Consider the following 12,262-nt stretch of genomic DNA (forward strand, 5'->3'; position numbering starts at 1 on the left):
CTTTGGACACTCGCGCTCGGCCCGAACCCCCCGCATTCGCGGGGACTGGCAGGGGCTCCCCATCCAGCCGTCCACGGAGACACTCAGCTCAACCTTCCGCATTCACCGGACCGGCAGCTGTCCCTATCCAGCCACCACGGACACACTCGGCTCGAACCTTCAGCACTCGCGGGACCGGTAAGGGCTCCCCCATCCAGCCACCACAGACACACTCGGCTCGAGCCTTCCGTGTTTGCGGAAACGGGCGGGGTTCCCATCCAGCTGCCATGGACACGCTCGCGCCCTGCCCGCCGCGTTGACGGGACCGGGATTTTCCCAGTTCAGTCGCCCACGGGATGATCGAGTTCGGTCCGAGGCTTCGTGTTCGTGGGAGTTGGCGGGCCCGCCTCGCTGTCGTCGTAGACGTACGCGTTCGGCCGTCTGGCCAGGTTCTGGGGACGCGTTCGGGTCAGCCGGCTTGGCCGCTGGGTAAGTAGAGCTTGGAGCCTGGGCGGATCAGTGGGTCGGGTAGGCCGTTGAGGTTCATGATCTGGCGGACCATTGGGCCGGGGTCGTCGCCTTCGCTCACGGCGGTGGCGATTTCCCAGAGGGTGTCGCCCTCCTGGACGGTGACCCAGGGGAGGCCCGCGTGGTCGGGGCGGCCGGTCGAGGCGGTGACGGCGGCGCGGGTGCCGTACCAGAGGATGAGGAGGGTGAGGGCGGCGACGAAGGTGATGAGGACGATGCGTCCCCGGCGGGTGAGGCGCACGGGGGGACTGGGGTATCGGACTTTGGGGACCGGATCGGGACGCATGGACGGTTTCGTGGCTTGCATCGTTACCTCCAGCCACCGAGGAAGATCAAAACTTGGAAGAAAGATCGCGGAATCGAACACGATGTCGATCGAACTCCCGTACGATGTTGTACACCACGGGACCGACGTTTTCGAGGACTATCGAACAATTGTTTGATAATGATCTTGAATCGCGGTACCGTCGCTCTGAGCGACATTGGGAACACGGATTGGGAGGTGCCCGGGTGAACAGCGACGGTCTGGTGAGCCAGCACGACGAGAGCGTGAGTGACCTGGCGGTGCGCCGTCGGGACTCGCTCGGCCTCACCCCACGGCAGCGCAAGATCCTTGAGGTGATCCGAGATTCCGTTCAGCAGCGTGGCTATCCCCCGTCGATGCGCGAGATCGGCGAGGCCGTTCAGCTGACCAGCACGTCCAGTGTGTCGCATCAGCTCACCGCCCTTCAGCGCAAGGGCTACCTGCGCCGGGACCCGCATCGCCCGCGGGCGCTGGAAGTGCGCCTTCCGGGTGAGCCGGTGCTGTGGGTCGACCCGGATGCCGCCGAGGAGGATTCGGGCTTCAATCGCCCGACCGCCGCCTATGTGCCGCTGGTCGGCCGGATCGCCGCCGGCGGCCCGATCCTCGCCGAGCAGAGCATCGAGGATGTCTTCGCGCTGCCGAAGCAGCTGGTCGGCGAAGGCACCCTGTTCCTGCTCCAGGTCAGCGGCGACTCGATGATCGAGGCCGCCATCGCCGACGGCGACTGGGTCGTGGTCCGCCAGCAGCCGGTCGCCGACAACGGCGACATCGTGGCCGCCATGATCGACGGCGAGGCCACCGTGAAGACGTTCAAGCGCAAGGACAACCACGTCTGGCTGGTCCCCCACAACGCCAACTACGAGCCCATCCCCGGCGACGAGGCCACCGTCCTCGGCAAGGTCACGGCCGTCCTCCGCAAGCTGTAACGCCGTGCGGTGCCACTCGGCCAAGGAATCGCCTCCTTGACCATTGCGACAGACGAACGCGCCCACAACGGCGAACCACCCAGCCCCGTCCGCCTCAGCGGCCGGGGCTGTGGCTCTTCGGGGTGGCGGCGTCGTTCGGCTGCGGCTGCGCGGCTTGATCAGCTGACGGCGCCAGCGTCAGCGAAGCAGCGACATCATTCGAGGTAGTCCCGCCGCACGACTTGAGCAGATGGAGCGGGTGTGCCGGTGTCGGCGAAGTAGCGGCGTCGCTCGAGGCGGTCCAGCCGCACGGCTTGATCAACCGGACGGGACGGCCGATGTGATCGTTAATCGGTATTCATAGTAACGTGCCCGTTTATGGGGAAATATCCTGAATTGTGGGTCGGAGACTTGATGAGTTGAGCTTGGTTGATGTCGCTGTTCGGGATGGGCTCAAGTGGACGCAGGTCGGGGCGGGGGTGATTCCGGCCTGGGTCGCGGATATGGATTTTCCGCCGCCAGAGGCCGTGCGGGAAGCCGTGTTGCGGCGGGTGGACACCGATCTGGGTTATCCCGGCTGGCTGGACGACTCGACGGTGGGGGGGCCGCTGGCTGAGGCGTTCTCGGAGCGGATGGAGGCCCGGTATGACTTCCATACGGATCCTGGGCTGGTGCGCTCGTTCACGGATCTGAACCAGATTCTGCAGATCGTCCTGCATCTCATGCTGAGCCGGGGGATGGCGTGCTGGTGCACACCCCCACGTACAACGCGTTCCTGGACACGTTGCGGACCATGAATCGGCGGCCGGTTCCGCTGGAACTGGTTGCCGACGGGAAGACCTGGCACTTCGAGCGGCCAGCGGACGCCGGAGGGGCCAAGGTGTTGCTTCTGGTCAATCCGCACAATCCCACTGGGCATTGCTTCACCCTGGCCGAATTACACGAACTGGCCGAACTCGCCGAACGGCACGACATGATCGTTGTCTCGGACGAGGTTCACGCCGATCTGGCTTTCGCGCCGGACGCGCACATTCCCTTCGGGACCCTGCTGCCGGACCAGACGATCACGATCACTTCGGCCAGCAAGGCGTTCAACATGGGCGGCGTGCACTGCGCGGTGGCACATCTCGGGCATCCGGGTGTCAGAGCGGCACTCAACGCGCAACCGCCCCACCTGTACGGCGCTGCCAGCGTGCTGGCCGTGGAAGCCACCGTCGCCGCTTGGCGGCACGGGGACATGTGGCTGGCCGAGGTCATGTCGATCCTCGACCGCAACCGCAAGCTGATCGCCGAACGTATCCCCCCGCACGTCCGCTACCAGATCCCGGCCGCCACCTACCTGGGCTGGCTCGACTTCGGCATCCCGGACGCGGCTGGATACCTGGAAAGCGAGGCCAGGGTCCGGCTGAACCCCGGCCCGCTGTTCGGCGCTCCAGATGGCTTCGCCCGCCTCAACTTCGGCACGTCAGGCCCGATCCTGGAGGAAATGCTCACCAGGATCGCGGCTGCGATGCCCTCCCCAAAGGGGGACATAGTCAGGGCCTGAATATCTGCCTCCGAGCGGAGTACCGCGAGGGCCGAGGCTCGGCCCTCGCGGGTTTCTTGGGGTTAGGGAGAGGTGCAGGTGTAGGCCGAGGGGAGGGTGGAGTCGTTGTTGGGGCGGCTGGCTTGGAAGCCGAAGTTGGTGGTGCCGCTGGAGGCCAAGGTGCCGTTGGAGGAGGTGTTCTTGGCGGTGACGGTTTGGCCGCTGACGGTGATGACCGCGTTCCAGAAGCCGGTGATCGTGTGTCCGGCCGGGAGGGTGAAGGTCACCGTCCAGCCGGTGATTCCCGAGGTGCCGGTGTTGGTGACGTTGATCGGCTGGATGACGTAGCCGTTCTGCCAGGCGCTCTGGGTGGTGGCCGCGACCGAGCAGCCGCCGGTTACGGTGCCGGTGGTGGTCACGGTGATCGTGTTGGAGACCGCGGACTGGTTGCCCGCGCCGTCACGGGCCCGGACCTGGAACCGGTACGTCGTACCAGCCGTAAGGCCGGTGGCCGCGAAGGAGGCGGTCGTCGAGATGCCGACCACGGCGAAGGTGCCACCAGAAGCGCCCGGAGCCCGGAGGATGTCATATCCGGCCAAACCGCTGCCACCGGTGTCGGTGGAGGCGGTCCACGCCAGCTGGGTCCCCGTGGACGTCGTCCCGGAAGCCGCCAGACCCGCGGGTGTGCTCGGCGGGGTCGTGTCGGTGGCGGCAGTGGTCGTCACGGTCACCGTGTTGGAGACCGCGGACTGGTTACCCGCGCCATCACGGGCCCGCACCTGGAACCGATAGGTCGTACCAGCCGTAAGGCCCGTCGCCGCGAAAGACGCCGTCGTTGAATCGCCGATCACGGCGAACGTGCCACCAGAAGCCCCAGGGGCCCGAAGGATGTCGTACCCAGCCAAACCGCTGCCACCGGTGTCAGTGGACGCGGTCCACGCCAGCTGAGTCCCGGTCGAGGTCGTTCCGGAGGCCGCCAGACCGGCGGGAGTGCTCGGCGGGGTCGTATCGGTGGCGGCTGTAGTCGTCACGGTCACCGTGTTGGAGACCGCGGACTGGTTACCCGCGCCATCACGGGCCCGGACCTGGAACCGATAGGTCGTACCAGCCGTAAGGCCCGTCGCCGCGAAGGACGCGGTCGTTGAATCGCCGACCACGGTGAACGTGCCGCCAGAATTGCCAGGCGCCCGAAGGATGTCGTACCCAGCCAGACCACTACCACCGGTGTCGGTGGAGGCGGTCCACGCCAGCTGGGTCCCCGTGGACGTCGTCCCGGAAGCCGCCAGACCAGCGGGAGTGCTCGGCGGGGTCGTGTCCGTCGGGTTAGGGGAGGATCCCGGCGGAACCGGGGCGATCAGGTACGGCTGGAGGATGTTCTGCTTGGCGGTCTGCACCGTCACCCAGTCGTCCATCACGATTCCCCCGGTATCCCCCGAGTTCGGGTTCCACGACCAGTACGTGAACGACATCCCGTTCACCCCGGTCCCGGTGTATCGCATCAGCTCGGTCAGCCAGATCCGGTCCACGTTGCTGGCCAGCGTGCTGCCGAACTCGCCCATCATGATCGGCGCGATGTTCTGCTTGTGGATGTAGCCGAAGTACTTGTCCCAGATGGCCGGCATGTTGGCCGGGTACGTCGGGTCGCTGAACCACGACTGGTTGAACACCGAGGTCGCGTACTCGTGCGGCGAGTAGACCAGCCGGTTGGCCACGTTGAGCCGGACCGGGAACTCCCCTGCCTTCGTCAGGTTGCCGCCCCACCAGCCGCAGTCCTCGTCGTTGCTGGGGTCGTTGTCCCACACGTTGGACAGCCCGCCGCTCGGGCAGCTGACACCCTCGACGAAGATCAGCCAGTTGGGCTGGACCGCGAGGATGGCGTTGCCGGCGCGCTCGGCGGCCAGCCGCCAGTCGCGGGCCTCCACGCCGCAGCCCCAGCAGGAGCCGGTCGCGTTCGGGTTGGTGCCCTCGGCGTGCGGCTCGTTGTGCAGGTCGGCGCCGATGACGGTGGTGTTGCCGGCATACCGCTGGGCCAGCATCCGCCAGTTGGCGATCCAGGTGCTCTCCGGCACGGCGGAGGTGTACCAGAGCGCCGACTGCCCGGCGGCGGTGGGCCGGTGCCGGTCCAGGATGATCCGCATGCCCTTGGTCCCGGCGTACTCGATCACCCGGTCCAGGATCTGGAGGGGTGAGAGGCCGATGAGGTCGGGGTTGGTGAAGTCGTTGATGCCGGTCGCGACCGCGCCCGCCTTGAGCGCGTCATCGGAGTACGGCACCCGGATGGTGTTGTACCCAAGCTGCGCCATGTGGTCGATCTGGGACTTCCACGTCACGCTCGCCCAGAGGCCATGGAACGTCTTGTTGTCCGTTTCCATGCCGAACCAGTTGATACCGGTGATCCGAACGGTCGCGCCGGTCGCGTCGACGATCTTGTTGCCTGAGGTGTGCAGGTATCCGGTGCCGGTCCCGGCCGCGTTGGCCGGGGAGCTGGTCGCGACGAGCATCGCCGCCACCATCCCCGCGCTGACGGCGATGGACCCCAGGACTCTGCCGAGCCTTGAAGTGGTGAAAAATCTGGACAAGGTAGACCGCCCTCCACCCTGGGGACGGCCGCCATGAGCCGATGGTCAGCGCGCACCCCAAGAACCGCCGCTCAACCGAGCGGCGGTGGTCGCGGCATGCCCTGACCGCACGCCAATATTCAACATGTGTGGCTCGCCGCAATTTTGAGCGCCGGGCGACACCACGGTCAATGTCCCGGCGCGGCGAGCGGACCCCCCACGCCGGGACAACGCCTCACGGGACGATGTTCACCAGCTTCGGCGCACGCACGATGACCTTGCGCGGAGCCCCGGACAGGTACGACCGGACCTTGTCGGACTCCAGGGCCAGCACCTCCAGGTCAGCGTCCGAAATGTCCGGTGAAACTTCCAGCCGGTCGCGGACCTTGCCCGCCACCTGCACCACGCACGTCACCGAGTCCAGCACCAGCAGCGCCGGGTCGGCGGCCGGCCATCCGGCCAGCGCCACCGACGGCTGGTGCCCCAGCCGCTCCCAGCCTTCCTCCGCAACGTACGGCGCGACCAGCGACAGCATGATCGCCAGCGTCTCGGCGGCCTCCCGGACGGCCGGATCGGCGGCGCCGGGCCCGGAGTCGATGGCCTTGCGCGTGGCCGAGGTCAGCTCCATCATGCGCGCCACGGCGACGTTGAACCGGTTGCTCTCCACCAGCCGGGTGACCTCGTCCAGGGTGCGATGGGTGACCTTGCGCAGCGCCAGGTCCCCGGTGGCCGGGTCGACGCCGGGCGCGCTGGACACCTCGGTCATCACCCGGAACGCCCGCGCCAGGAACTTCTGCGACGCGAACGGGGACACATCCGCCCAGTCGATGTCGTCCTCGGGCGGCCCGGCGAACACCATGGTCAGCCGGACGGCGTCCACCCCGTACGCGTCGATCTGCTGCCCCAGGTCCACGCCGTTGCCCAGGTTCTTGGACATGGCCTTGCCCTCGTTGATGACCTGGCCCTGGTTCAGCAGCCGCAGGAAGGGCTCGACGAAGTCGACCATGCCCATGTCGTGCAGCACCTTGGTGAAGAACCGGCTGTACAGCAGGTGCAGCACGGCATGCTCGACCCCGCCCACGTACTGGTCGATCGGCCCCCACTTGCGGACCCGCTCCACATCGAAGGGCCCGTCCTCGTACGTCGGATCCACGTACCGCAGGAAATACCACGACGAGTCGACGAAAGTGTCCATCGTGTCGGTGTCGCGCTTGGCGGGACCCGCGCACTTGGGGCAGGGCACGTTCACCCAGTCGGTGGCCGAGGCCAGCGGGGACACCCCGCGCGGCGCCAGGGCTTCGCCGCGCAGGTCCGGCAGCGTCACCGGCAACTGCTCGTCGGGTACGGGCACCTCGCCGCAGTCGGGGCAGTGGATGATCGGGATCGGCGTCCCCCAGAACCGCTGCCGGGACAGCAGCCAGTCGCGCAGCCGGTAGTTGACCGTGGCCCGGCCGGTGCCGTGCCCCTCCAGGACCTCGATGATCCGGGCGATCGCCTCCGCCTTGGCCAGGCCGTCCAGCGGCCCGGAGTTGACCAGCGTGCCCTCGCCTGGCGTGGCGATCCCGGTCTCGCCCGGGTCGGCCATGCCGGTGTGCACGACGACCCGGACCGGCAGCTCGAACTTGCGGGCGAAGTCCAGGTCGCGCTGGTCGTGCGCGGGCACCGCCATGATCGCGCCATGCCCGTAGTCGGCCAGCACGTAGTCGGCCGCCCAGACCGGGATGCGCTCCCCGTTGACCGGGTTGATCGCGTGCACGCCCAGGAAGACGCCGGTCTTCTCCTTGTCGGTGGCCAGCCGCTCGATGTCGGTCAGCTTGGCCACTTCCGCGCGGTACGCCTCCAGCGCGCCCAATTCCTCCGGAGCGCAGATCTCGGCGGCCAGCGGCGCGTCCGCGGCGACCACGAAGAAGGTGGCGCCGAACAGCGTGTCCGGGCGGGTGGTGTAGACGGTGACCGGCTCCTCCCGGCCTTCGATCTGGAACCGCACGTCCGCGCCGGTGGAGCGGCCGATCCAGTTCCGCTGCATGGTCAGCACTCGCTCGGGCCAGCCGCCCTCCAGCTGCGCCATGTCGTCCAGCAGCCGGTCCGCGTAGTCAGTGATCTTGAAGTACCACTGGGTCAGCTCGCGTCGCACCACCACGGCGCCGCAGCGCTCGCACTTGCCCTGCACGACCTGCTCGTTGGCCAGCACCGTCTGGTCGTTCGGGCACCAGTTGACCAGGCCGCCCTTCCGGTAGGCCAGGCCGCGCTCGAAGAACCGGTTGAACAGCCACTGGTTCCAGCGGAAGTACTCGGGGTCGCTGGTGTGCAGGCGGCGGGTCCAGTCGAAGGAGATGCCGTACCGCTTGAAGGAGTTGGCCTGGGTCTCGATGTTGGCGTAGGTCCACTCGGCCGGGTGCGCGTTGCGCTTGATCGCCGCGTTCTCGGCGGGCAGGCCGAAGGAGTCCCACCCGATCGGGTGCAGGACGTTGTAACCCTTCTGGAACCAGTAGCGGGCGACCACGTCCGCGATCGCGAACACCTCGCCGTGGCCCATGTGCAGGTCGCCGGAGGGGTAGGGGAACATGTCGAGCATGTACTTACGCGGCCGGGGGTCGGCCGGGTCCTCGCTCGCGGCGTAGGGCTTCAGTTCCTCCCAGCGCGGCTGCCACTTGGCCTGCAGCGCCTGCGGGTCGTACACCTGCTCATCCACGGTTCACTCCTGATTTATCGCCACCTGCCCATAAGAAAACCCCCCGGCAAACAGCACGAGGGGCAGCCGCATCGAGGCTTGAGATCAGCTCACTCGATGCGGCCCGGTAAGAAGCAGGGTCTCCGCACGCATAACCCAAGACTAGCGCAGTCTGCAACCGGATCGCCGACGTTATCGTACGAGAGAGCGGATCTTACACGCGGAGTCAACTGCCGATACCCGATGGTGATAGATCCGTTGTGACCGCTGGTGTCCCTTTCCTTTACCCTCATCTCGTGGCGAACTCAGTCGAGCCGGGATCGGGCCCGGAATTCCGGCAAACGGATCTTCCGATGCAGGATCCGCCGACCGACCCCACGGGTGAGCAGTTCCGCGGGGCATTCTCGGGTTTCGCTGCGGTGCCCCCCGGGTCGCATGAGATCATGCCAGGCGCCCCTAATTCGGGCATGAACTCGGGAGGTCCCATGCCCTCGGAGCACGACGAGTCGCAGCGAGCCGCTGCTCGTGGCGGCTGGCCGGAGGTTCCCCCGGCCTGGCCCGAGGTCCCCCCGGCCTCCGGGCCCACCCCGCCGGGCCGCTCATTCGAGCCCCCGCCCGCCGCCGATCCGTACGGCCAGCGCCCCTACCGGACGGGCGAGCACCCGGTCCTCCCGCCCCCGCTCAACGACTACGACCAGCAGCCCCGGGTGGGCCGCGGCGGCACCGACCCCTTCGGCAGACCGCTCTACCGCGACCCGCAGCCCGGCCAGCCGATGGAACCGCAGCCACCCCGCGACCAGCAACCCCGCGACTTCCAGTTCCGCGAACCCCCGCCGCGAGACCCTCGCGAGCAGCAGTTCCGCGATCCCCAGCCACGCGATCCCCGCGAACAGCAGTTCCGCGACCCTCAACCGCGTGACCCCCGCGAGCAGTTCCGCGAGCAGCCGCCGCGCGACCCGCAGTTCCGCGACCCGCAGCCGCTCGACCCGCAGTTCCGCAACCCGCAGCCGCTTGACCCGCAGTTCCGTGACCCCCAGTTCCGCGACCCGCAGTCACAGGACCGCCACCCCCGAGAGGCATGGCAGCGAGAACCTGAGCACCCGGCCCACGAGCCCTTCTCGACCGGCCCCTTCGGCACGCCCACGCTCGGCCAGCCCGCACAGCCCGCACAGCATGGGCTACCCGGTCAGCATGGCCAGCCCGGGCAACACCTACAGCCCGGACAACACGGACAGCCGGGCCAGTTCGAGCAGCCCGGCCAGTACGAGCAGGCCCCGCCCCGCCACGGCAACCGCCCGCCCGAGCCCCAGCAGCAACCCGGCCCCCGCGACCCCCAGACGTTCGGCATGGTGAGCCCGCAGGCTTTCGGAACCGGCGAAACCCCCCTCTACCGAGCGGACGCCTCCGCCCCACCGCAAGCCGCCCTACCCCAGCAATCCCCCGCCTACACAGGCCCGCAAACCGGCGAACACGGCGTCCCCCAGTTCCCGATGGCCGGCCAGCGCCCCCCGCAACAACAACACCCGCAGGGCCCGCAACACCCGCAGGCCCAGCAGCACCCGCAGGGCGACGACCAGTACAAGCCGTTCGTCACCGCCGGCCAGATCAGCGGCCCGAAGACCCCTCCCGCCCACCGCCAGCAGGAACTCTGGAACAACGTCTTCGGCGAGAACTACCAGGCCATCGAGGAGTACGAGGACGAGGAGCGCGGCCGCCCCATCTGGCTGTTCGCCCTCGCCGGTTCCGTCCTGATCGCGCTGATCGGGGCCCTGCTGTGGGCGTTCCTGGCGGGCCCGCTGGCCAGCAGCGACGACGCCGCCCCCAGCCAGCCCTCCCCGTCGCCGTCGAAGGCGTCCGCGTCCAACGCCTCCCAGCCCCAGGCCGCGAGCCTGCTGGAGTATGAGGGCACCCCGTCCCCCGTACAGGGCAGGATCGCCGACAGCGAGTCGCGGGTCTCGATCCCGAAGCTCGGCGGCCAGTGGAAGACGGACGTGGACCAGCAGAAGAACCTGGCCACCTACGGCTACGTCACCCGGCAGTTCGTCAGCGCGGGCCTGACCACGAAGGGCAAGCCGCAGTTCGCCCAGGTCATGTCCGGCCCGCTGGCACAGGACCTGGCGGCCAAGTACACCACGGCCGACGACCTGCGCCCGGTGCTGAGCGCGGTGGTCTTCAAAGCCAGGCAGAACCTGTTCCCGAAGGGCAACAAGGTGGCCAAGGTCGGGCAGCAGAAGCTGCGCGGCGGGATCGGCCAGCTCGCCGCCTACGAGGTGAGCGACGACGGCGGGAAGACGCTGGTGGTGGTCGCCGCGGTGAACACCGGCGCGCCGCTGCCGTCGATCGTCTACATGCAGGTGCCCGACATCAAGGACGATCTGCTCCCCGATGTGGGCACCGTGTTCAAGTCCATCAAGGTCGCGAACTCTTAACCAACTGGACAGCCGCATAGGCGACTCATCGCCGCGGCTGTCCAGATCAATTTAGAACGTGCAGTCCATGTGCTTGATCCCGTTGATGAAGCTGGAGAAGAGCCGCTCCGGCGGCCCGGCCTCGATCTGCGGGACCCGGCGCAGCAGCTCGCGGAACATGACCGTGATCTCGCGCCGGGCCAGGTGAGCCCCGAGGCAGAAGTGCGGCCCAGGACCGCCGAACCCGACGTGCGGGTTGGGGCTGCGGCCGATGTCGAACCGGTCCGGCTCGGCGAACACCCGCTCGTCCCGGTTGGCCGACCAGTAGTACATGACGACCTTCTCGCCCGTCCGGTAGAGGTTGCCGTTCATGACGTGGTCGCGCGTCACCTTGCGCCGCATGTAGTTGACGGGCGCCGCCAGCCGGACGATCTCCTCGACCGCGCCGGCGGCCCGGCCGTCCACGTCTTCGAGCCAGCGCGCTTTCTGGTCGAGGTTATCGGTGAGCAGGCGTAAGCCGTGCGAGATGGCGTTCCTGGTGGTCTCGTTGCCGGCCACCACGAGCAGGATGAAGAACGAGCCGAGCTCCTGCGCGGTCAGCTGCTCGCCGTCGATGTTGGCGTTGACCAGCGCGGAGATGAGGTCGTCGGTAGGCGTGCCGAGGCGGTGCGCGGCCAGGTCCTGGACCAGCTGCTGGAGTTCCATCCCGGCGGTGAGCAGCGAGGTGGCGATGGCCGCGGGGTCGCTGACGTATTCGGGGTCGGAGGCGCCGAGGATGACGTTCGAGCGGTCGAAGACGAAGCGGTAGTCGCTCTCGGGGATGCCCATCATGTCGCAGATGATCTTCAAGGGCAGCCGGGCGGCCACTTCGGTGACGAAGTCGCAGCCGGAGCCGGTGGCGATGAGATCGTCTACGATCTGGCCGGCGGCCGTCTCCACGTCCGCCTCGAACTGCTTGATCATCTTGGGCGTGAAGGCACGGGAGACGATGCGCCGCAGGCGAGCGTGCCGGGGATCGTCCATGCTGATCATGGAGCCGAAGTACTCGATGAACTCGGCCGGCATGTCCACGATGTTGGTCGCGCCGCCGGCGCCCGAGCAGAAGACGTCCGGGTTCCGGCTCGCCTCCAGGATGTCGGCGTGCCGCACCAGCGCGTGGTAGCCCACCCCCGGCGGGGCGAAGGAGACCTCGGGCTCGGCGAAGAACGCGGGCATGTCCAGCTCGCGGAGCAGCCGGAACGCGTGTTCCCGCTCGCCCATGGGACGACCCCAGAAGTCCCAGTCGGACAGGTTGATGTCGGCTGCCGATGATATCGGCGCGCGCTCAACCGGCGAAGTCGTCATACGGCCACCCCTCCAGAATGACGTTCTGTTCCATCCTGCC

At 68.0% G+C, this 12,262-nt stretch carries 8 protein-coding genes; 4 read left to right on the forward strand and 4 right to left on the reverse strand.

Annotated elements, in window-relative coordinates; translation table 11 throughout:
• Window positions 1-448 precede the first annotated feature (448 nt).
• On the reverse strand, window positions 449-748 hold the full coding sequence (locus Amac_RS45110) for a LysM peptidoglycan-binding domain-containing protein (RefSeq protein ID WP_170322983.1): 300 nt from the start codon (window positions 746-748) through the stop codon (window positions 449-451).
• A 287-nt stretch (window positions 749-1,035) separates the two neighbouring features.
• On the opposite strand from Amac_RS45110, the gene lexA reads away from it, so the two are divergent.
• From lexA to Amac_RS45120, 3 genes are all read left to right on the forward strand, one after another.
• Entirely contained in the window at window positions 1,036-1,737 is a 702-nt protein-coding gene (lexA, locus tag Amac_RS45115; RefSeq protein WP_155360630.1) for a transcriptional repressor LexA, read from the forward strand.
• Window positions 1,738-2,135: 398 nt separating this feature from the next.
• The gene (locus Amac_RS56880; RefSeq protein WP_246269113.1) at window positions 2,136-2,513 is read left to right on the forward strand and encodes a hypothetical protein; all 378 of its coding nucleotides are present in this window, start codon (window positions 2,136-2,138) and stop codon (window positions 2,511-2,513) included.
• Window positions 2,465-3,262 (forward strand): aminotransferase class I/II-fold pyridoxal phosphate-dependent enzyme, encoded by a 798-nt coding sequence (locus Amac_RS45120; RefSeq protein WP_246269114.1) that lies wholly within the window; start codon window positions 2,465-2,467, stop codon window positions 3,260-3,262. Before Amac_RS56880 ends, Amac_RS45120 begins: the two co-directional genes overlap by 49 nt.
• Before the next feature lie 62 nt (window positions 3,263-3,324).
• Here Amac_RS45120 and Amac_RS56885 read toward each other — a convergent pair whose 3' ends face one another.
• Both Amac_RS56885 and leuS read right to left on the reverse strand, forming a co-directional pair.
• Window positions 3,325-5,820, reverse strand: a complete 2,496-nt coding sequence (locus Amac_RS56885) for a cellulase family glycosylhydrolase (protein ID WP_155360602.1) — start codon at window positions 5,818-5,820, stop codon at window positions 3,325-3,327.
• Window positions 5,821-6,034: 214 nt separating this feature from the next.
• Entirely contained in the window at window positions 6,035-8,491 is a 2,457-nt protein-coding gene (gene leuS / locus Amac_RS45130; RefSeq protein ID WP_155360603.1) for a leucine--tRNA ligase, read from the reverse strand.
• Window positions 8,492-8,955: 464 nt separating this feature from the next.
• On the opposite strand from leuS, the gene Amac_RS45135 reads away from it, so the two are divergent.
• A complete protein-coding gene (locus Amac_RS45135) occupies window positions 8,956-10,899 on the forward strand; it encodes a hypothetical protein (RefSeq protein WP_155360604.1) in 1,944 nt (647 codons plus the stop codon).
• Window positions 10,900-10,950: 51 nt separating this feature from the next.
• On the opposite strand, the gene Amac_RS45140 is transcribed toward Amac_RS45135, so the two are convergent.
• Entirely contained in the window at window positions 10,951-12,222 is a 1,272-nt protein-coding gene (locus tag Amac_RS45140; protein WP_155360605.1) for a cytochrome P450, read from the reverse strand.
• Between the last annotated feature and the right edge of the window lie 40 nt (window positions 12,223-12,262).

The organism is Acrocarpospora macrocephala, assembly GCF_009687865.1.
Taxonomy (GTDB): Bacteria; Actinomycetota; Actinomycetes; order Streptosporangiales; family Streptosporangiaceae; genus Acrocarpospora; species Acrocarpospora macrocephala.